Below are 18,876 nucleotides of genomic sequence, written 5' to 3'. Positions count from 1 at the left end.
CCGCGCAGGCGGACCACCCACGCTTTTCTGCCCCCACGCCACTCGCCCCCTCCCCCTGATGCCCCCCCGACATCCAAGGACCGCCCCCATGCTGGACACCGTCGACAAGGACGCCCTCGCGCTCTCGCAGCCCTTCACCGCCACGCTCCTCCGGCTCCTCCGCGCCCAGGACACCCACGGCGTGTGGGAATCCAAGCCCGACGCGGAGATCCTGAAGGACTTCGTCGTCACCAAGGAGCAGCGCCGGGCCATGCCGATCATCGGCGACCCGGACCCGGACGTGCTGTGGCGCATCGAGATGTTCTACACCGCCGTCGGTCTCACCGTTGAGGCGGAGACCGGCGTCATGGCCGGCCCGATGATGAAGATGAGCCATGAGGGCTTCGGCCGCCTGGTGCTGATCGCCGGCAAGCTGATCGCCCTTTCCCGGCACCTGCGCGATGTCCACCGCTTCGGCTTCGACGACCTCACCGCCCTTGCCGCGGAGGGCGCCAAGTACGTCGCCAAGGCCCGCGCCGAGATCGAGGCCCACCCCGAGGTCGCCCGCGTCTGACGCCCATCCGCCCGAACCGCCCCCACCCTCGCGCCAGAACCGCCGCCCACCCTCCCCCTTGCGGGGAGGGTCGACCGGCAAAGCCGGTCGGGGAGGGGTTCGCCCGCCTCACCCGCCAACACACCTCAACCAGGACCTCCACCCATGTCCGAGATCGAAGACCTCAAGGCCACGGTGAAGAAGCTTTCCCAGAAGGCCACCACCATGAAGATGAACCTGCACGACCTTTCCGAGGAGCTTCCGAACGACTTTGAGAAGATCCCAGCCGTCGCCAAGGAAACCTTCGAGGCCTACGCCGCCCTCACGCAAGCCCGCGCCAAGCTGAAGGCGCTGGAGTCCGCCTGACCCCACCCCACCCGCCCGCCAGAGGTGACACCCATGGCCTTCACCACCCGCGACGGCTCCGCCTGGACGCCGTCCTACCTCACCGCCATCAACGACAAGACCTGCATCGGCTGCGGCCGCTGCTACAAGGTCTGCTCCCGAGATGTCATGCACCTTTACGGGGTGGACGAGGACGGCAAGGTCCTCGGCCAGATCCGTGAGGGCGAGGACGACGATTTCGACGGCGAGCTCAACCGCTCCATCATGGTGCTGGACAATGCCGGCGCCTGCATCGGCTGCGGCTCCTGCGCCCGCGTCTGCCCGAAGAATTGCCAGACCCACGTGGCCGCCGACAAGCTGGCAGCCTGAACCGGAGGGGGTGGATCGATGCGGATCTTTGCACCCTACGACGGTGGACCATCGTCCGGCACGCCCCACGGTGTCGGTCGCGAGGTCGGGTCCGACGGGTCGTTCGCCCTGGCGCCGATTCTGGCCGACGCCTTCACCCGCATCCTGCTCCTCGCCGCGGAGGAGACCGCGCGCACGGGCGAGTCGATCGGCCGGCGCACCGGCCTCTCGGGGGACGATCTCCGCTCCATCGGGGCGCGTCTTCCGCATGGGTCGGCCGTGATCGGCGACGACGCCGCTACAAGCGGCGACGACGCGGCGACAGTCGCCGAACAACGGGGCTACAAGGCCGCTTCATCGCACGACAAAGGCGCGACAAACGACGACATCTTGTCCTCTGTTGCGGCCGGGGACGAAGACGAGGAGGAGGCCCAGGTCCGCCTGCTCCTCCACCGCCATCGGGCCGCCGACACGGACGACCTGACCCGGCTCGCCCGGGTCGTCGCCCGCCGCGCCATGGAGCCGAACCACCTCTGGCAGGATCTCGGCCTCGCCTCGCGGGCGGACCTCAAGGCCTTGCTGGAGTTTGCTTTTCCGGATCTTGCGGCGCGCAACACCACCGCCATGCGGTGGAAGAAGTTCTTCTACCGCCAGCTCTGCGAGGCGGAAGGCTTCGTGCTTTGCAGCGCGCCCAGCTGCGGCGTCTGCCGGGACTTCGCCGACTGCTTCGGCCCGGAGGACGGCGAGACGATGCTCGCCACCCTCCGCCGCGCCGCAGTGGCAACCGCCTGATCCGATTTCGCTATCAAGGACAGGGACTTAGGCCTTCTTGCGCAGATGCGCGCAGAGAATACCCTCGCTCGAAGGATCCGTGTGCGGCAGCCGATCGATCAGGCTGCCGTAGACGTTATGATCATCCCGGATACCGAAGATCCGGCAGCTGACCACGTCAAAATTCTTGAAGGTCTTGATCAGGTCCGCATCCAGCATATGGGGTTCAGTGATGCTCGGCGGATGGTTGATCTCGTAGATCAGAAGCAGATCTCCGACCGGTGCCGTCACGCGCGAAAGCTCTCCGACCGTCTTCTGCACGTTTTCCACATGGTCGAGCGCGTTGAACATCGCCACGATGTCGAACGACGCGTCCGGAAACGGCATCTGTTCGCTGGGGCCCTGCACATATTCCATGGCGTGCCGGCCCTTGTTCAGCTTCACATAGTCGTCCGCCAGCGGATCGAGGCCGACACGGCGCGCCGCGTTGGTCGCCCATTCCAGGCTGCCCACCGGCCCGCAGCCGACGTCCAGCACCCGCTTGCCGGCATAGTGTTCGAAATCCAACCCGAAGAAGGTCGTGTAGAACTCCTGCAGGTGAGCGTTGTAGAAATTGCCCTTCGCCTGCATCAGCGTTTTTCGCCAGAACAGCAGTTCGTTCCAGCGCTTCACGCGCGTCTGAAGAACAGGAAAGTCAGACAGTAAACGACCGACTGCGTGTTTGATCGCGAGCTTCATGTCTCCTCCCAGAGCCGATGCGCGAAACGTCAGAAGTCTATCAAGGGCAGCGTCTTTACAGAATGTGACTCTAACAAATGTGGGATGCAGAATACTTGAACCGCGGTGCGGCGCAATAGCCCGAACCACCCGGTCTCCCCACGACCCTTACATAAGGTTTATTTCACTATTGCTGAACTCTTGAAACAACAACGGGAAAACGGTGAAGAAAAGCCGCCGGCGCCCTCCGCGTCGCGCCCGACAGACCGGACAGGACCCTTGTCGGCGCTGTCGCAAACCGGACGATTGTCGCCAAGCCGACACCGCGAAAGCGTCAAAATTGCAACGGAATCAACGCCCTGGAAACTGGCACGCTGCCTGCTCCCATAGGTCGACCCTCGAACCACCGGGAGTGGACCATGATCGACCTGACCGACAATGCCGTCTCCGCCGTCAAGACCGCCCTCACCCGCGCGGCCGGCACCGCCGCCGGCCTTCGGATCGTCGTGGAGGCGGGCGGCTGCGCCGGCTTCAAGTACATGATGGGTCTGGAGAGCGCCGCCCGCGATGGCGACGAGGTGATCGAGAAGGACGGCGTCACCGTCTTCATCGATGAACGGTCGCAGCCGCTCGTCAATGGCATGACGATCGACTTCGTCACGGGCCTTGAGAACTCCGGCTTCGTCTTCGAAAACCCGAACGCTGCCGAGAAGTGCGCCTGCGGCAAGTCCTTCGGCTGAGACCAGACCTCATCCGACAATCCAGGAGATCGGCCATGTGGGACTATACCGACAAGGTCAAGGACTATTTCTTCAACCCGAAGAATGCCGGCGCACTTGCCGAGGCGAATGCTGTCGGCGAAGTGGGCGCCATCTCGTGCGGCGACGCCTTGAAGCTGATGCTGAAGGTCGTCCCGGAGACCGAGATCATCGAGGACGCGCGCTTCCAGACCTTCGGCTGCGGCTCCGCCATCGCCTCCTCGTCGGCGCTGACCGAGCTCGTCATCGGCAAGACGCTCACTGAGGCCCTGGAGATGACCAACCAGGACATCGCGGATTTCCTCGGCGGCCTGCCGCCTGAGAAAATGCATTGTAGCGTCATGGGTTACGAGGCCCTGCAGGCGGCGATCGCCAACTATCGCGGCGAGGAATGGCACGACGACCACGAGGAGGGCGCCCTCCTCTGCAAGTGCTTCGGCGTCGACGAAGGCATGGTGGAGCGGGCGGTTCGCATGAACAAGCTCACCACCATCGAACAGGTCACCGCCTTCACCAAGGCCGGCGGCGGCTGCCTCACCTGCTTCGACGGCCTGGAGGCCTGCCTTGCGAAGGTGAACGCCGAAATGGTCGCCGAGGGCCTCCTCGCCGAGCACGAGGCCTATCGGCTGGGCGGCACCAGCCAGGCGGTCGTCAAGCAAAAAGCAAGAGAAATGAGGGGCTTCGTGAAGGCCCCGGAGGAGCCGAAGCCGGCCCCGGCCGCCGCCCCGATGATCTCCCTCGACCAGATCGCCCTGGTCCCGCCGCCCTCCTCGGCAGCGCCTTCGGCCAGCGGCGGTCTCACCATGCTGAAGAAGATCCGCCTCGTGGAGGAGACCATCGAGGAGATGCGCCCGTATCTCCGCCAGGACGGCGGCGACTGCGAACTCATCGACGTCGACGGCAACACCGTCAAGGTGAAGCTCTCCGGAGCCTGCGTCGGCTGCCAGATGTCGAGCGTCACCATCTCCGGCATCCAGGAGCGGCTTGCCGTGAAGATCGGCCTGCCCTTCCGGGTCGTCCCGGTCTGAGCTGCGCCGGGCGGCCGCGACCGGCCGCCCGACCCCTCCCAAGTCCTTCCGCCCGCACGCTTTTCGCCCCCAGACGGAGGCCCCGATGACCCCGGTCTATCTCGACAACAACGCCACCACCCGCGTCGAACCCTCCGTGGTGGCGGCCATGCTGCCCTTCTTCACCGAGCAGTTCGGCAACGCCTCGTCCATCCACGCCTTCGGGGCGGAGGTGGGCGGCGCCCTGAAGACGGCCCGGCGCGAGCTGCAGGCCCTCCTCGGCGCCGAGCACGACCATGAGATCGTCTACACCGCCGGCGGCACCGAGAGCGACTCGACCGCCATCTTCTCGGCTCTGGAATCCCTACCGGACCGCACCGAGATCATCACCTCCAAGGTGGAGCACCCGGCCATCCTCGCCGTCTGCGACCACCTGGAGAAGACCGGCCGCGCCAGGATCCACCGCATCGGCGTCGACAAGGCCGGCCGGCTCGACCTCGACGCCTACCGGGCGGCGCTCTCCGACAAGGTGGCCCTCGTCACCTTCATGTGGGCCAACAACGAGACCGGCACCATCTTCCCCGTGGAGGGCCTCGCCGAGATGGCCAAGGCCGTCGGCGCGCTCTTCCACACGGACGCCGTCCAGGCGGTCGGCAAGGTGCCGATCGACATGAAGTCGAGCGTCATCGACATGCTCTCCCTCTCCGGCCACAAGCTGCATGGGCCGAAGGGCATCGGCGCCCTCTACGTGCGCCGCGGCACCCGCTTCAAGCCGCTGATCCGCGGCGGCCACCAGGAGCGCGGCCGGCGCGCTGGCACCGAGAACGCGCCCGCCATCGTCGGCCTCGGCAAGGCGGCGGCCCTCGCGCTCCAGCACATGGAAGAGGAGAACACGCGGGTGAAGGCGCTCCGGGACCGGCTGGAGGCCGGCATCCAGCAGCGCATCCCGAACTGTTTCGTCAACGGCGACAAGGACGACCGGCTGCCGAACACCTGCAACGTGGCCTTCGAATACGTGGAGGGCGAGGCCATCCTCCTCCACCTCAACCGGGCCGGCATCGCCGCCTCGTCGGGCTCGGCCTGCACGTCCGGCTCGCTGGAGCCGAGCCATGTGCTCCGCGCCATGGACATCCCCTTCACGGCCGCCCACGGCTCCATCCGCTTCTCCTTCAGCCGCGAGAACACCGACCAGGACGTGGACCGGGTGCTCGACGTGCTGCCGGGCATCCTGGAGAAGCTGCGCGACCTGTCGCCCTTCTGGGCCGGCACCAACGAGACGCCGAAGGCCTTCAAGCCCGTCTACGCCTGATCCCGCCGCCTGATCTCGCCTTTCACCCGGAGGACGTTTCCATGACGGACCGCATCGCGATCAATGACACGACCCTCCGGGACGGCGAACAGGCCCCCGGCGTCGCCTTCACCACCGACGAGAAGGTGCTCATCGCCCGCGCCCTTGCCGCCGCCGGCGTGGATGAGATCGAGGCCGGCACCCCCGCCATGGGCGCCGACGAGATCGAGGCGATCGCCGCCATCATGGACGAGCGCCTGCCCATCCGGGTGATGGCCTGGTGCCGGTTGCGGGAGGACGATGTGGACGCCGCCGTGGCGGCGGGCGTACGGCATGTGAACGTCTCGGTACCGGTGTCGCGGCTGCAGATGGCCGTGAAGATGAAGGCGGACGTGGCCGCGGTGGCCGAGCGTGTCCGCCGGGTGGTCGCCCACGCCACCGCCCAGGGCCTTGCCGTCTCCCTCGGCGGCGAGGACGCCTCAAGGGCCGACGCCCGCGACATCGGCCTGCTCGTCCGGGCAGCCGCGGCGGAGGGCGCCTGGCGCTTCCGCTTCGCCGACACGCTCGGGGTGCTGGATCCGTTCGGCACCTATGAGGCGATCACCGCCGTCCGGGCCGAGACGGGCCTGCCGATCGAGTTCCACGGCCACGACGACCTGGGGCTTGCCACCGCCAACACGCTCGCCGCCATCCGCGCCGGCGCCACCCACGCCAGCGTCACCGTCACCGGGCTCGGCGAGCGGGCCGGCAACGCGCCCCTGGAGGAGATCGTGGTGGCCGTGAAGGCCGTCCTCGACCGCACCACGGGCGTCGACCCCCGCGCCCTCGGCAGCCTCGCCGCCCTCATCGGCGAGGCGGCGGGCCGGGCGATCCCGGCCGGCAAGGCGGTGGTCGGGTCCGACATCTTCACGCACGAGTCCGGCATCCACGTCGCCGCGCTCCTGAAGGACGTACGCACCTACCAGGCGCTCGACCCGGCGGACCTCGGCCGGCGGCACCGGGTCGTGCTCGGCAAGCACTCCGGCCTCGGGGCGCTCCGCAGCGTGCTCGCCGACCTCGGTCTGCCGCTCCACGACAGCCTCACCCTCGACGTGCTGCGGCAGGTGAAGGACCGGGCGCTCCGGACCAAGGCGCCCGTCCCGGTGTCGGACCTCCGCCGCATGGTGGAGACGAGTTCCGCAGCCTCCAGCTACCTGGAAGCGGCCGAATGAGCGCCCGCACCGCGCTCGCCCGCATCGGCGGCGACATCGCCTGCATCCGCTCGCGCGATCCGGCGGCCCGCGGCACGGTGGAGATCGTGCTCACCTATCCGGGCCTCCACGCGGTGGTGCTGCACCGGATCGCCGCGCCGCTCTGGCGCCGCGGCTTCCGCTTCACGGCGCGCTTCCTGTCCTGGTTCGGGCGGCTCGTCACCAACGTGGACATCCACCCGGGCGCCACCATCGGCGAGCGCTTCTTCATCGACCATGGCGCCGGCGTGGTGATCGGCGAGACCGCCGTCGTCGGCGACGACGTGACGCTCTATCACGGGGTCACCCTCGGCGGCACGTCCTGGTCGCCGGGCAAGCGCCATCCGACCCTCGGCGACCGGGTGCTGGTGGGCGCCGGGGCCAAGATCCTGGGGCCGATCACCGTGGAAGCCGGGGCGCGCATCGGCGCCAACTCCGTCGTCATCGAGGACGTGCCGCCCAATTCCACCGTGGTGGGCATCCCGGGCCGGGTCGTCCGCTCCGCCGCCGAACGGCGGACCCTGGAAGGCGGTCGCATCGACCTGGAGCATCACGAGATGCCGGACCCGGTGGGCGACGCCCTCTCCTATCTGGTCGACCGGGTGAACTTCCTGGAGGTTCGCCTCGCCGAGGTCCGGGCCGAGGTTCGCGCCACCCGCGGCCCGGGGGCGCTGCCCTGCGACAGCGCAAACGAACCCGGCCTGCCCGCCCATTGAATGCGCCTTCCCTTCCGACAGGAGACACGCTGATGTCCGACGTGCTTTCGACGCTCAAAGGCCTTTCCTCCGCGGAGGAGTTCTTCGTCACCCTTGATGTGCCGTTCGACCCGACCCGCCTCGGCATCGCCCGCCTGCACATCCTGAAGCGGATGGGCCAGTATCTGGCAGGCCGCTCGTTCGACGGCATGGACGACGCCGCCGTCACCGCCGCCTGCCGCACCGTCCTTGCCGACGCCTACGAGGAGTTCCTGGACAAGAGCCCGGTCAACGCCCGCCTCTTCAAGGTGCTGAAGGACCGCGACCCGGCCAAGCCCCAGGGCGCGTTCGTCAGCTTCGAGAGCCTGTTCGGCTGACCGCACCGCTCATCGGCTCCGCCTTTGCCGAAGGCCCCCTCGCCCCGTCCTTCCTCCGAAGGGCAGGCCGGCGTCGGGGCCTTCGTCGTTCCGGGCGCTCGTCGACCAGCGCGCGCAGCCGGACCACACCGGCAAACCCGCCCCACACGGCCTGTCGCATGTTCGACAAACCCACACGACAGGTCGGGCGGACGTTCCGGATTTTCTTTTAAAAACAACGCGCCGCAAACCGGCACGGGCCTTGCGATTTCCCCCGCAGATCCTCAACCCGAAAGGGACCGCCCATGCACATCGTGGTCTGCATCAAACAGGTTCCGGACAGCGCCCAGATCCGCGTCCACCCGGTGACCAACACGATCATGCGGCAAGGCGTGCCGTCGATCGTGAACCCCTACGACCTCTTCTCGCTGGAGGAGGCGCTGCGCCTGCGCGACGAACTGGGCGGCACGGTCACCGTGCTCACCATGGGCCCGCCGACGGCCTCGGAGTCGCTGCGCAAGTGCCTGACCTACGGGTCGGACCGGGCGGTGCTCCTCACCGACCGCTTCTTCGCCGGGTCGGACACGCTCGCCACCTCCTTCGCGCTCGCCCAGGCGATCCGCAAGATCGGCGAGACCTTCGGGGCGCCGGACATCGTGTTCGCCGGCAAGCAGACGATCGACGGCGACACCGCCCAGGTCGGCCCCGGCGTCGCCAAGCGGCTCGACCTTCTGCAGCTGACCTACATCCAGAAGATCGTCGCTTGCGATCCCGAGGCCCGCACGCTCACGGTGGAACGGCGCGCGGAAGGCGGCACCCAGACGCTGGTCACCCGCCTGCCCTGCCTCGTCACCATGCTGGAAGGCGTCAACCAGGTCCGCCGCGGCTCCATCCACGACGCGCTCCGCGCCGCCCGCGCCGAGATCGTCACCTGGAGCGCCAAGGACGCCGGCATCGAGGACGTCACCAAGTGCGGCCTGCGCGGCTCGCCGACGGTGGTGAAGCGGGTGTTCGCGCCCGCGCCCCGTTCCGAGAAGGCCGCCGCCGTGCCGGTCTCCGGCAAGGCCGCCGCGGACGCCGACGCGCTCATCGACGCCATCCTGGCCCGCCAGCCCTCGCTGGAAGCCGATCTCACCCATCTCGCCGCCGGTATCTGAGGAGGCCCGTCATGTCCGACAAGCCCGCCGCCCCCGCGCCTGCCGCCGGCAGCCGCGCCTCGATGAAGAAGGAACTGCCCGAGCACTTCAAGGCGTACAAGCACGTCTGGGTGCTGGTCGAACAGGAGCGGGGCCAGGTGCACCCAGTCTCCTGGGAACTGCTCGGCGAAGGCCGCAAGCTCGCCGACCAGCTCGGCGTGGAGCTTGCCGGCGTCGTCATGGGCGCCGCCGGCACCGGGACGCTGGAGGCGGCCGCCGAGGCCTTCGCCTACGGGGCCGACCTCGTCTACCTGGTCGAGCACGAGACGCTCCGCGACTATCGCAACGAGCCCTACTCCAAGGCGATGACGGACCTCGTCAACGCCCACAAGCCGGAGATCCTGCTCCTCGGCGCCACCACCCTCGGCCGCGACCTCGCCGGCTCGGTGGCGACGACGCTCCTCACCGGCCTCACCGCCGACTGCACGGAGCTCGCCGTCGACGCCGACAAGTCGCTCGCCGCGACCCGCCCGACCTTCGGCGGCTCGCTCCTTTGCACCATCTACACCCTGAACTTCCGGCCCCAGATGGCGACGGTGCGCCCGCGCGTCATGAAGATGCCGGAGCGCCAGGAGGGCCGCACCGGCCGGGTGGTGCCGTTCGCGCCGGACCTTTCCGAAGCGGACATCGTGACGAAGCTCCTCTCCTTCCTGCCGGACCGCACGTCCACCAAGAACAACCTCGCCTATGCGGACGTGGTGGTGGCGGGCGGACTCGGCCTGCAGAGCGCGGAGAACTTCCAGCTCGTCCGCCGGCTCGCCGCCACGCTCGGCGCGGAGTTCGGCGGCTCCCGCCCGCTCGTCCAGAAGGGCTGGATCCCCTCCGACCGTCAGATCGGCCAGACCGGCAAGACCATCCGGCCGAAGCTCTACATCGCCGCCGGCATTTCCGGCGCGATCCAGCACCGGGTGGGCGTCGACGGCGCCGACATGATCGTCGCCATCAACACCGACCCGAACGCCCCCATCATGGACTTCGCGCACGTGGCCATCGTCACCGACGCGGTGCGCTTCCTGCCTGCCCTCACCGACGCCGTCGCCCGGCGTTTCTCGCCCCACACCCGCGACCGGATCGCCGGCTGAGCCGCCCGGAAGGAGACCCGCCATGGCCGAAGAGAAGTTCGACGCCATCGTCATCGGCGCCGGCATGTCCGGCAACGCCGCCGCCTACGTGATGGCCGAGCGGGGGCTGAAGGTCCTGCAGCTGGAGCGGGGCGAATACCCCGGCTCCAAGAACGTGCAGGGCGCCATCCTCTACGCCGACATGCTGGAGAAGATCATCCCGGACTTCCGGGAGGACGCGCCGCTGGAGCGCCACCTGGTGGAACAGCGCTTCTGGATGATGTCCGACACCGCCCACACGGGCATGCACTATCGGTCCGACGCCTTCAACGAGGAGAAGCCGAACCGCTACACCATCATCCGTTCCCAGTTCGACCGCTGGTTCAACGGCAAGGTGCGGGAGAAGGGCGCGATCGTCCTCACCGAAACGACCGTGACGGATCTCGTCACCGGCCGCGACGGCGCGGTGATCGGCGTGCGCACCGACCGGGCCGGCGGGCCGATCTACGCCGACGTGGTGGTGCTCGCCGAAGGCGTCAACGGCCTTCTCGGCACCCGGGCGGGTCTGCGCGACCGGCCGAAGGCGGCCCAGGTGGCGCTCGCCGTCAAGGAGATGCACTTCATGCCGCGCGAGACCATCGAGGCGCGCTTCAACCTCGACGGCGACGCAGGCGCGGTGATCGAGGCCGCCGGCACCATCTCCAAGGGGATGACCGGCATGGGCTTCGTCTACACCAACAAGGAGAGCCTCTCGGTCGGCTTCGGCTGCCTCGTCTCCGACTTCGCCGAGGGCGACGAGACCCCCTACGGCCTGCTCGACGCCTTCCGCCAGCACCCGTCGATCCGCCCGCTGCTCGCCGATGCGGAGATCAAGGAATACGCCGCCCACCTCATTCCGGAGGGTGGCTACAAGGCCATTCCGCAGCTCTTCGGCGACGGCTGGGTGGTGGTGGGCGATGCCGCCCAGTTCAACAACGCCATCCACCGCGAGGGCTCCAACCTCGCCATGACGACCGGCCGGCTCGCCGCCGAGGCCATCTTCCAGCTCAAGTCGCGCAAGCTGCCCTTCACCAAGGACAACCTCGCTCTCTACAAGACCCTGGTGGACGGCAGCTTCGTCATGAAGGACCTGAAGAAGTACAAGGACATGCCGAAGCTGCTGCACACGCACTCGTCCAACTTCTTCCTCACCTATCCGCAGCTGGTCGCCAAGGCCATGGAGGACTTCGTGCGCGTCGACGGCACGCCGAAGCTCGACAAGGAGAAGGCCACCCTGCGCAATTTCGCCCGCACCCGGTCGTGGACCGGCCTCGTGGGCGACGCCTTCCGCCTCGCCCGTGCCTGGCGCTGAACCGAAACCCCACCGGAGGACCGACCCATGACCGCCCCCGTCAAAGCTCCTCGGGTCGAGGAGAAGCTCTACCAGAACCGTTATCAGGTGGACGCCGGCAAGCCGCACATCACGGTGACGCCGCACGAGACCCCGTCCGCCAATCTGGTCGCCATGACCAAGATCTGCCCGGCCGGCTGCTATGCCAAGAACGACGCCGGACAGGTGGAGATCGTGGCGGACGGCTGCATGGAATGCGGCACCTGCCGGGTCCTCTGCGAGGAGACCGGCGAGATCACCTGGAACTACCCGCGCGGCGGCTACGGCGTGCTGTTCAAGTTCGGCTGAGGCAAGCCGGCTTACTAGGATGCAAGCGTCATAGGACTGTCTTCCAAGGTCACTAGACGAAGCGGGACCGTCGGCGACCCCTGCCCAGCGCACGGGATCGCCGCCGGGTGCCGTTCGTCCTTGACCCGACCGGAGACCCCTCCCTATGCGCCGTCTTGCAACCGCCGCCCTCACCCTCGCTCTTCTCACCGGCGCCGCCCAGGCGCTCGAGGGCAAGCTGGTGCTCTACACCAGCCAGCCGAACGCCGACGCCCAGCAGACCGTCGACGCCTTCATGGCCGCCAACCCGGGCGTGACCGTGGAGTTCGTCCGCGACGGCACCCCGAAGGTGATGGCCAAGCTCCGCGCCGAGATCGAAGCCGGCGCGCCCCAGGCCGACGTGCTCCTGATCGCCGACGTGGTGACCATGGAAGGCCTCAAGGCCGAGGGCCTGCTGATGGCCCACGAAGGCGCCGACGTGTCGGCCTACGACGCCGGCCTGCACGACGCGGCCAAGACCTATTTCTCCACCAAGCTCATCACCACCGGCATCGTCTACAACACCGCCGCCCCGATGAAGCCGACCTCCTGGAAGGACCTCACCGCCGAGGCCGCCAAGGGTCAGGTGATCCTGCCGAGCCCGCTCGCCTCCGGCGCCGCGCTCATCCACACGGTGACGCTGACTTCCAACCTTCCCGAGGGCTGGGACTTCTACAAGGCGCTCGCCGAGAATGGCGCGCTCGCCCAGGGCGCCAACGGCGGCGTGCTGCAGGCGGTGGCCGGCGGCGAGAAGCTCTACGGCATGATCGTCGACTTCATGCCGATCCGCGAGAAGGCCAAGGGCGCGCCGGTCGAGTTCGTCTTCCCCGCCGAGGGCGTGTCTGCCGTCACCGAGCCGGTCGCCATCATGGCCTCCACCAAGAACCCGGACGCCGCCAAGGCCTTCGTGGACTTCCTCATCTCCGAGGAGGGCCAGACGCTCGCGAGCGCCCAGGGCTATATCCCGGCGCACCCGGCGGTCGCCCTGCCGGCCGGCTACCCGGACCGCTCGGCCATCAAGGTGCTGCCGTTCGACGCCGCGAAGGCGCTCGCCGACGAGCAGAAGAACCGCGACACCTTCGGCCAGATCTTCGGCGCCACGCCCTGACCGGTGTGAGCCGCGTCTTTCGCCTGAAGGCGGGCGCCCCGGTGCCCGTTCGCCTGCCACGCTTGCCGGTCGCCCTCGGGGCGGCCGGCTTGCCCGTTCTCGTCATCGCCCTCCTGTCGCTGCTGCCGCTCGCCCGACTGGCGATGGTGGCGCTCGCGCCCGGCGCCGACGCCGCCGCGCCGGGTTTCCTCGCCGTTGTGACGAGCCCGGCCGCGCTCGCCGCCACCTGGCGCACCCTGGAGGTGTCGGCCCTCGGCATGATCGGCGCGCTCCTCCTCGGAGTGCCGGCCGCCGTGGCCGTGGGCGCCTCCGACATGCCCGGCCGGCGCCTGTTCGCGCTCCTCCTCATCCTGCCGCTGATGATCGCCCCCCAGGTGACGGCGCTCGCTTACCTGAAAGCCTTCGGCCCGGCGAGCCCGCTCCTCGACCTCGTCGGCCTGAAGCCGCCGCCCGGCACGCCCAACCCGCTCCTCGGCCGCAACGGCATCGTACTCCTTTACGCGGTCCAGCACGCCCCGCTCGTCTTCCTCACCGTGCGGGCGGGCCTTGCGGCCATCCCGCGCGACCTGATCGAGGCCGCCCGGGTGGCCGGCGCCTCGCAAGCGATGGCGCTTCGCACGGTGGTGCTGCCGCTGCTCCGGCCGCATCTGGTGGCGGCGGCGGCCCTCGCCTTCGTGGCCGGGATCGGCAATTTCGGGATCCCGGCCCTTCTCGGCCTGCCGGTCGGCTACACGACGCTGCCGACACTCATCTACCAGCAGCTCGCCAGCAGCGGCCCGCGGGTTCTGCCGGACGTGGCGGCTCTCTCCGTGCTGGTCGGCGCCATCGCGGCCGTCTCCATCGGCCTGCAGGCGCTGGCGCTCGGGGGCCGGACGGCGATCGCGGCGGGCGCGCCGATCCGTTTGCCGCTCGGGCGATGGCGCGTGCCGGCGGCGGGGCTCGCCTTCCTGGTGGTCGGGGCCGCGCTCCTCGTGCCGCTCGCCGGCCTCGTCGCCGCCTCCCTCATTCCGACCTTCGGCGTGCCGCTGAGGGCCGACACGGTGACGCTCTCCAACTATGTGGAGGTGCTGACCCGCCAGGCCGTCACCGTGCGGGCCTTCCGCAACTCGCTGCTCCTGGCCGGCGCGGCCGCCCTCATCGTGGCGGTGCTCGCCATCCTCCTCGCGCGCGGGCTCGACCGCATGCCACGCCGGCTCGCCCGGCTGATCGAAGGCATCGCCGACATGCCTTATGCTTTGCCCGGCATCGTGCTCGCCATCGCGTGCATCCTGATCTTCCTGAAGCCGTTGCCTCTCCTCGGCATTTCGCTCTACGCGACGCCCTGGATCATCCTTTTCGCCTACCTCTCCCGCTTCCTGCCGCTCGCCCTGAAGCCGGTTACCGCCGCGCTCGCGGCCCTGCCGCGCGAACTGGAGGAGGCCGCCGCCGCAGCCGGCGCCCGACCGGCGCGGCGCCTCGTCACCGTCGTGGTGCCACCGCTCCTGCCGGCGGCGCTCGCCGGCGGGCTCCTGGTCTTTTTGTCCGCGTTCAACGAGCTGACGGTCTCGGCCCTCCTCTGGTCGAGCGGCACCGAAACCCTCGGCGTGGTGCTCTTCAACCTGGAGGACGGCGGCTACGGCACGCTCGCCGCCGCTATCGCGGTGGCGACGCTGGTGGTGGCGCTCCTGGTGCTCGCGGTGATCGACCGGCTCGGCCGCCGGCTGCCGCCGGGTGTTCTCCCCTGGCGGTAGGGCGGGTCCGTATCAGGCCGGCGGCATCGCCCAGCCGTCGGTGGCGTGGAGCCGGATCGCCATGCCCTCGGCCCAGTCGTCCGGCGTGTCCAGATGGAGCCGCGACCCGTCCATGAGGGCCACCTCCAGCTCGCTGACCGGCCCCCGGTAGGTGGAGCGGACCACCGTGCCGGCGAGCGCCCCGTCCGGCGTCGCCGCGAGCGCCTCCGGTCGGAGAAGCAGCCGCACCGGACCGGCGGTCACGCCCGGCGCCGCCCGCACGTCCAGCGTCGCGCCGGCGAGGCGGACGGCGGCGCGGCCGGCCTCCACGGCGGACGCCGCCGCGTCCACCACGGCGCCGCGCCCGACGAAGGCCGCCACGGTCTCGCTGGCCGGCGAGCGGTAGACGGTGCGCGGGTCCGCGACCTGCAGGATCCGGCCCGCCGCCATCACCACCAGCCGGTCGGCGAGCGCGATCGCCTCGGCCTGGTCGTGGGTGACATAGACCATGGTGCGGCCGGTCTGGCGGTGGATGCGGCGGAATTCCTCCACCAGCCGGGCGCGGAGGTGGACGTCGAGGTTGGCGAGCGGTTCGTCGAAGAGCACCGCCCTTGTATCCGCCACGATGGCGCGGGCAAGCGCCACCCGCTGCCGCTGGCCGCCGGAGAGCGCGTCCGGGCGCCGGTCGGCGTAGGCCGAAAGGTTCACCTGGTCGAGGGCGGCAGCCACCTCCCGGCGCACGGAGTCCGCCGGTCGGCGCCGCGCTTGGAGGGGATAGGCGACGTTCTCCGCCACCGTCATGTGCGGCCAGAGCGCGTAGGACTGGAACACCACGCCGACGTCGCGCTCTTCCGGCGGCAGGCTCCGATCCGGCGCGGATACGACGGCGCCGTCGAAGAGCACGCGGCCCGCGGTCGGCCGCTCGAAGCCGGCAAGGAGGCGGAGGATGGTGGTCTTGCCGCAGCCGGACGGGCCGAGCAAGGCCGTGAACGAGCCGTCCGCGAAGTCAAGCGACACGTCGACGAGGGCCTGGTGCGGCCCGAAGGCCTTGGACACGCCGTCGAGGCGGATGGAGGTCATGCCGGTCTCCTGTTTCCGCCCGCCGGTATCCGCGCTTGATGACGGCGGGATGACGGGGAGGTCCGGGTGGTGCGGTACAGTCGGCCGCTCTGATCCTACCGATCGTCATGGTCCGCGAAGGCGGACCACCCACGCTTTGGGCGACGACGACAGAAACCGCTGAAAACGGCCCTAAAACAAGAGCATGCGTGGGTGGTCCGCCGGCGCGGACCATGACGATGGTGGTGCGCTGTCGGGGGATTGCCCCCTCCGTCAACCGCTACCCCTCCGCCACCAGATGCCCCTCTCCCACGTCCACCAGCCGCACCCGCGCCGGCCCGTCGCCCACCTTGTGCACGGGGCTCGGCACGTCGCCGGCGAGGCGCACGGTGGGTGGGCGGACGTGGGCGGGGTCGGGGACGGGAACCGCTTCGATCAGGCGGCGGGTGTAGGAATGCTGTGGGTTTCCAAACACCTGCGCCCGCGTGCCGGTCTCCACGATCTGGCCGAGATACATCACCGCCACCCGGTCGGAGATGTTTTCCACCACGGCCATGTCGTGGCTGATGAAGAGGAAGGCGATGCCGAATTCGGTCTGGAGCGCGCGGAGGAGATCGAGCACGCGGGCCTGGACGGAGACGTCGAGGGCGGAGACGGATTCGTCGGCGATGATGAGGTCGGGCTTCAGGGCCAGCGCCCTCGCGATGCAGATGCGCTGGCGCTGGCCGCCGGAGAATTCGTGCGGGTAGCGGCGGAGTTGATCGGCGGAAAGACCGACCTTCTGCATCAGGTCGACGGCGCGCGCCTCCCGTTCGGCCGGGGTGCCGATGCGGTGGATCACCAGCGGTTCGGTGATGAGGTCACTGACGGTCATGCGCGGGTCGAGCGCCGCCATCGGGTCCTGGAACACCATCTGGATGCGGCGGCGGAGCGCCTTGAGGCCCGCCCGGCCGAGGCCTTCGAGCGGCTGACCGGCGATCTCGATGCGGCCCTGGTGCGGCACGAGGCCCACCATGGCGCGCGCCACGGTGGACTTGCCGCAGCCGGATTCGCCAACGAGTGCAAAGGTTTCGCCGCGGCGGATCTGGAGGCTCACGTGCTCCACCGCGTGCACCTGCCGGCGGACGGCGGAGAACACGCCCTCCCGGATCGGGAAGCGCACCACCACGTCGTCGAGCCTGGCGACCGGCTCGCCGGTGACCGGCGGGCGGGCGGCGCCGGCGCCCATACGGGGGACGGCGGCGAGGAGGTCGCGGGTGTAGGGCATCGCTGGGCGGGCGAAGAGGTCGCCGGTCGCGGCCTCCTCCACCGCCTCGCCCTGGCGCATGACGATGACCCGGTCGGCCATTTCGGCGACCACGCCCATGTCGTGGGTGATCAGGATGATGGCAGTGCCGAGGTCGCGCTGGAGGTCGCGGAGGAGGTCGAGCACCTCGCGCTGGACCGTCACGTCGAGGGCGGTGGTGGGCTCGTCGGCGATCAGCACCTCGGGCTTGAGGGCGAGCGCCATGGCGATCATCACGCGCTGGCGCATGCCGCCGGAGAGCTCGTGCGGGAACTGGTCAAGCCGTTGTTCCGGCTGGGAAAGTCGGACCGCCTTGAGGGCCTCTAGGGCACGCGCGCGGGCGTCCTTGCGGGAGACCGGGGCGTGGGCGCGGATGGCCTCGGTGAGCTGGTCGCCGACGGTCATCACCGGGTTCAGCGACGTCATCGGCTCCTGGAAGATCATGGCGATCCGGTCGCCCCGGAGCGCCCGCATGCGGGCCTCGGGGAGCCGGGTGAGGTCGGTGCCGCCGAACCGGATGGCGCCGCCGGTGACGCGGACGGCGGGCGGCGGCAGGAGGCCCATGACGGCGAGCGAGGTGATGGACTTGCCGGACCCGCTTTCGCCAGCGATTGCAAGGGTTTCGCCGCGACCGAGATCGAACGAGAGGTCGCGGACGAGCGGCTTCAGGCCGGCTTCGGTGCGCACCGAGACGGTCAGATTCTGGACGGACAGGATGGGCGCGCCGTCCGGGATCTTGTGGATCCCGGACGGACGGTCGGCGACTGCGCTCATTCGAAGACGCACCGGGGGAAGTAGAAGCTCACCACCCAGTTCGGCATGTCGACGATCTCCGAGATGCGGAGATCCCCGCAAGTGGAGACCAACATGTAGGCTTCAACGGGCGTCATGTTGCGGTTTGTAGCCAGGAAGTCGACCATGTCGGCGACCGCGTGGCGGGCGGCCGTCATCAGGTCGGGACCGATGCCCGTCGTCACCTCGTAGCCCTTGGCGTCCAGGTGCCGGGTGACCGGTCCGGGCGTCGTGAAGCGGGGCGTCTTCAGGTTGGCGCCCTTCACGAGGTCGAGGGTCAGCACCACGTCCATCGGGCTTTCGATCGCCGTGCCGCAGACCTCCCCGTCGCCCTGGGCGGCGTGGGTGTCGCCGACGCTGAAGAGCGCGCCGGCCACCTCCACCGGGAGGTAGAGGGTCGTGCCGGCGGCAAGGTCCCGGATGTCCAGGTTGCCGCCGACCCGCCGGGGCGGGACCACCGTGTGGTGGCCCGGCTCGGCGAGGGCGTTGCCGATGGTACCGGCGAAGGGCTTCAGCGGCACCCGGCCGTGGGTGCCGAACATGGCCGGCGCCATGCTGGTGGTGTCGTAGGTCCACACGTGCAGCGCCGGCTCGGTGAACTGGTCGGCCAGAAGCCCGAAGCCCGGGATGTTGGCCGTCCAGCCGTGGCCCGACGGGGCGAAGCTGTCGATCGTCACCTTGATGGCGTCGCCGGGCTCCGCGCCCTCCACGTAGATCGGCCCGGACACAGGGTTGATCCGGCCGAAGTCGAGCGTCCTCACGTCCTCCAGGGTGGACGACGGGCCAAGTTGGCCCGCCGAACTGTCATGACAATGGAAGAGGATGGTCGATCCGGGGGCGACCCTTTCGGCCGGGGCGAACGTATTGTCCCAGCCGAAATGGCTCTGATGCCCGTGGATCGTGTAGTTGCACTGCTTGCACATG

The 18,876-nt window shown here is 69.4% G+C and carries 20 protein-coding genes; 16 read left to right on the top strand and 4 right to left on the bottom strand.

Translation table 11 applies throughout. From position 1 onward, the window contains the following. Positions 1–88 precede the first annotated feature (88 nt). From BUQ68_RS06475 to BUQ68_RS06460, 4 genes are all read left to right on the top strand, one after another. Positions 89–553 (top strand): NifX-associated nitrogen fixation protein, encoded by a 465-nt coding sequence (locus BUQ68_RS06475; RefSeq protein ID WP_075215100.1) that lies wholly within the window; start codon positions 89–91, stop codon positions 551–553. 144 nt (positions 554–697) lie between these two features. Continuing rightward, complete coding sequence (locus tag BUQ68_RS06470) at positions 698–898, top strand: CCE_0567 family metalloprotein (protein ID WP_075215099.1); 201 nt, start codon at positions 698–700, stop codon at positions 896–898. 33 nt (positions 899–931) lie between these two features. Beyond that, positions 932–1,246, top strand: a complete 315-nt coding sequence (fdxB, locus tag BUQ68_RS06465) for a ferredoxin III, nif-specific (protein WP_075215098.1) — start codon at positions 932–934, stop codon at positions 1,244–1,246. Between the two features lie 18 nt (positions 1,247–1,264). Further along, the gene (locus BUQ68_RS06460) at positions 1,265–2,017 is read left to right on the top strand and encodes a nitrogen fixation protein NifQ (protein ID WP_075215097.1); all 753 of its coding nucleotides are present in this window, start codon (positions 1,265–1,267) and stop codon (positions 2,015–2,017) included. A 27-nt stretch (positions 2,018–2,044) separates the two neighbouring features. Here the strand turns inward: BUQ68_RS06460 and BUQ68_RS06455 are convergent, their stop codons facing one another. Beyond that, the gene (locus BUQ68_RS06455) at positions 2,045–2,734 is read right to left on the bottom strand and encodes a class I SAM-dependent methyltransferase (protein WP_083656334.1); all 690 of its coding nucleotides are present in this window, start codon (positions 2,732–2,734) and stop codon (positions 2,045–2,047) included. A gap of 398 nt (positions 2,735–3,132) precedes the next feature. On the opposite strand from BUQ68_RS06455, the gene BUQ68_RS06450 reads away from it, so the two are divergent. From BUQ68_RS06450 to BUQ68_RS06395, 12 genes are all read left to right on the top strand, one after another. Continuing rightward, the gene (locus BUQ68_RS06450; protein ID WP_075215095.1) at positions 3,133–3,453 is read left to right on the top strand and encodes a HesB/IscA family protein; all 321 of its coding nucleotides are present in this window, start codon (positions 3,133–3,135) and stop codon (positions 3,451–3,453) included. Positions 3,454–3,488: 35 nt separating this feature from the next. Next, a complete protein-coding gene (nifU, locus tag BUQ68_RS06445) occupies positions 3,489–4,499 on the top strand; it encodes a Fe-S cluster assembly protein NifU (RefSeq protein WP_075215094.1) in 1,011 nt (336 codons plus the stop codon). Positions 4,500–4,584: 85 nt separating this feature from the next. Continuing rightward, positions 4,585–5,787: a cysteine desulfurase NifS gene (nifS, locus tag BUQ68_RS06440; RefSeq protein WP_075215093.1), complete on the top strand. Its 1,203-nt coding sequence runs from the start codon at positions 4,585–4,587 to the stop codon at positions 5,785–5,787. A 41-nt stretch (positions 5,788–5,828) separates the two neighbouring features. Beyond that, positions 5,829–6,977 carry a homocitrate synthase gene (gene nifV, locus BUQ68_RS06435; RefSeq protein ID WP_075215092.1) on the top strand — a complete coding sequence of 383 codons (1,149 nt, stop codon included), beginning with the start codon at positions 5,829–5,831 and terminating at the stop codon, positions 6,975–6,977. After that, positions 6,974–7,711 carry a serine O-acetyltransferase gene (gene cysE / locus BUQ68_RS06430; RefSeq protein ID WP_075215091.1) on the top strand — a complete coding sequence of 246 codons (738 nt, stop codon included), beginning with the start codon at positions 6,974–6,976 and terminating at the stop codon, positions 7,709–7,711. The genes nifV and cysE overlap by 4 nt, the downstream gene beginning before the upstream one ends. 32 nt (positions 7,712–7,743) lie before the next feature. Continuing rightward, positions 7,744–8,067, top strand: coding sequence for a nitrogenase stabilizing/protective protein NifW (gene nifW / locus BUQ68_RS06425; RefSeq protein ID WP_075215090.1), 324 nt, complete (start codon positions 7,744–7,746; stop codon positions 8,065–8,067). A 284-nt stretch (positions 8,068–8,351) separates the two neighbouring features. Beyond that, the gene (locus BUQ68_RS06420) at positions 8,352–9,203 is read left to right on the top strand and encodes an electron transfer flavoprotein subunit beta/FixA family protein (protein WP_075215089.1); all 852 of its coding nucleotides are present in this window, start codon (positions 8,352–8,354) and stop codon (positions 9,201–9,203) included. A gap of 11 nt (positions 9,204–9,214) precedes the next feature. Beyond that, positions 9,215–10,324: an electron transfer flavoprotein subunit alpha/FixB family protein gene (locus BUQ68_RS06415; RefSeq protein ID WP_075215088.1), complete on the top strand. Its 1,110-nt coding sequence runs from the start codon at positions 9,215–9,217 to the stop codon at positions 10,322–10,324. A 22-nt stretch (positions 10,325–10,346) separates the two neighbouring features. Next, on the top strand, positions 10,347–11,654 hold the full coding sequence (locus BUQ68_RS06410) for an FAD-dependent oxidoreductase (RefSeq protein ID WP_075215087.1): 1,308 nt from the start codon (positions 10,347–10,349) through the stop codon (positions 11,652–11,654). Positions 11,655–11,681: 27 nt separating this feature from the next. Continuing rightward, positions 11,682–11,981 carry a ferredoxin family protein gene (locus BUQ68_RS06405; RefSeq protein ID WP_075215086.1) on the top strand — a complete coding sequence of 100 codons (300 nt, stop codon included), beginning with the start codon at positions 11,682–11,684 and terminating at the stop codon, positions 11,979–11,981. A 145-nt stretch (positions 11,982–12,126) separates the two neighbouring features. Next, positions 12,127–13,107 carry an ABC transporter substrate-binding protein gene (locus tag BUQ68_RS06400; RefSeq protein ID WP_075215085.1) on the top strand — a complete coding sequence of 327 codons (981 nt, stop codon included), beginning with the start codon at positions 12,127–12,129 and terminating at the stop codon, positions 13,105–13,107. A gap of 89 nt (positions 13,108–13,196) precedes the next feature. Then, positions 13,197–14,837: an ABC transporter permease gene (locus BUQ68_RS06395; protein WP_245293174.1), complete on the top strand. Its 1,641-nt coding sequence runs from the start codon at positions 13,197–13,199 to the stop codon at positions 14,835–14,837. A 12-nt stretch (positions 14,838–14,849) separates the two neighbouring features. Here the strand turns inward: BUQ68_RS06395 and BUQ68_RS06390 are convergent, their stop codons facing one another. The 3 genes from BUQ68_RS06390 to BUQ68_RS06380 form a co-directional block, all read right to left on the bottom strand. Next, complete coding sequence (locus tag BUQ68_RS06390; protein WP_075215084.1) at positions 14,850–15,896, bottom strand: ABC transporter ATP-binding protein; 1,047 nt, start codon at positions 15,894–15,896, stop codon at positions 14,850–14,852. 259 nt (positions 15,897–16,155) lie between these two features. Beyond that, positions 16,156–17,934 carry an ABC transporter ATP-binding protein gene (locus BUQ68_RS06385; RefSeq protein ID WP_075215083.1) on the bottom strand — a complete coding sequence of 593 codons (1,779 nt, stop codon included), beginning with the start codon at positions 17,932–17,934 and terminating at the stop codon, positions 16,156–16,158. Beyond that, positions 17,931–18,875: an acetamidase/formamidase family protein gene (locus BUQ68_RS06380; protein ID WP_075215082.1), complete on the bottom strand. Its 945-nt coding sequence runs from the start codon at positions 18,873–18,875 to the stop codon at positions 17,931–17,933. The genes BUQ68_RS06385 and BUQ68_RS06380 overlap by 4 nt, the downstream gene beginning before the upstream one ends. Position 18,876 lies beyond the last annotated feature (1 nt).

The organism is Mongoliimonas terrestris, assembly GCF_001927285.1.
GTDB lineage: Bacteria > Pseudomonadota > Alphaproteobacteria > Rhizobiales > Pleomorphomonadaceae > Chthonobacter > Chthonobacter terrestris.
The sequence above is the reverse complement of the archived record's forward strand: the minus strand, read 5'-3'. Positions and strand labels throughout refer to the sequence as shown.

What these genes read in the sequence shown, in the direction of transcription:
- BUQ68_RS06455 (WP_083656334.1), bottom strand. Translation starts at nt 2,734, where the DNA reads ATGAAGCTCGCGATCAAACACGCAGTCGGTCGTTTACTGTCTGACTTT.
- BUQ68_RS06385 (WP_075215083.1), bottom strand. Translation starts at nt 17,934, where the DNA reads ATGAGCGCAGTCGCCGACCGTCCGTCCGGGATCCACAAGATCCCGGAC.
- BUQ68_RS06460 (WP_075215097.1), top strand. Translation starts at nt 1,265, where the DNA reads ATGCGGATCTTTGCACCCTACGACGGTGGACCATCGTCCGGCACGCCC.
- nifV (WP_075215092.1), top strand. Translation starts at nt 5,829, where the DNA reads ATGACGGACCGCATCGCGATCAATGACACGACCCTCCGGGACGGCGAA.
- BUQ68_RS06415 (WP_075215088.1), top strand. Translation starts at nt 9,215, where the DNA reads ATGTCCGACAAGCCCGCCGCCCCCGCGCCTGCCGCCGGCAGCCGCGCC.
- fdxB (WP_075215098.1), top strand. Translation starts at nt 932, where the DNA reads ATGGCCTTCACCACCCGCGACGGCTCCGCCTGGACGCCGTCCTACCTC.
- nifS (WP_075215093.1), top strand. Translation starts at nt 4,585, where the DNA reads ATGACCCCGGTCTATCTCGACAACAACGCCACCACCCGCGTCGAACCC.
- BUQ68_RS06380 (WP_075215082.1), bottom strand. Translation starts at nt 18,875, where the DNA reads ATGTGCAAGCAGTGCAACTACACGATCCACGGGCATCAGAGCCATTTC.
- BUQ68_RS06475 (WP_075215100.1), top strand. Translation starts at nt 89, where the DNA reads ATGCTGGACACCGTCGACAAGGACGCCCTCGCGCTCTCGCAGCCCTTC.
- BUQ68_RS06405 (WP_075215086.1), top strand. Translation starts at nt 11,682, where the DNA reads ATGACCGCCCCCGTCAAAGCTCCTCGGGTCGAGGAGAAGCTCTACCAG.
- BUQ68_RS06410 (WP_075215087.1), top strand. Translation starts at nt 10,347, where the DNA reads ATGGCCGAAGAGAAGTTCGACGCCATCGTCATCGGCGCCGGCATGTCC.
- cysE (WP_075215091.1), top strand. Translation starts at nt 6,974, where the DNA reads ATGAGCGCCCGCACCGCGCTCGCCCGCATCGGCGGCGACATCGCCTGC.
- BUQ68_RS06390 (WP_075215084.1), bottom strand. Translation starts at nt 15,896, where the DNA reads ATGACCTCCATCCGCCTCGACGGCGTGTCCAAGGCCTTCGGGCCGCAC.
- nifW (WP_075215090.1), top strand. Translation starts at nt 7,744, where the DNA reads ATGTCCGACGTGCTTTCGACGCTCAAAGGCCTTTCCTCCGCGGAGGAG.
- nifU (WP_075215094.1), top strand. Translation starts at nt 3,489, where the DNA reads ATGTGGGACTATACCGACAAGGTCAAGGACTATTTCTTCAACCCGAAG.
- BUQ68_RS06420 (WP_075215089.1), top strand. Translation starts at nt 8,352, where the DNA reads ATGCACATCGTGGTCTGCATCAAACAGGTTCCGGACAGCGCCCAGATC.
- BUQ68_RS06470 (WP_075215099.1), top strand. Translation starts at nt 698, where the DNA reads ATGTCCGAGATCGAAGACCTCAAGGCCACGGTGAAGAAGCTTTCCCAG.
- BUQ68_RS06450 (WP_075215095.1), top strand. Translation starts at nt 3,133, where the DNA reads ATGATCGACCTGACCGACAATGCCGTCTCCGCCGTCAAGACCGCCCTC.
- BUQ68_RS06400 (WP_075215085.1), top strand. Translation starts at nt 12,127, where the DNA reads ATGCGCCGTCTTGCAACCGCCGCCCTCACCCTCGCTCTTCTCACCGGC.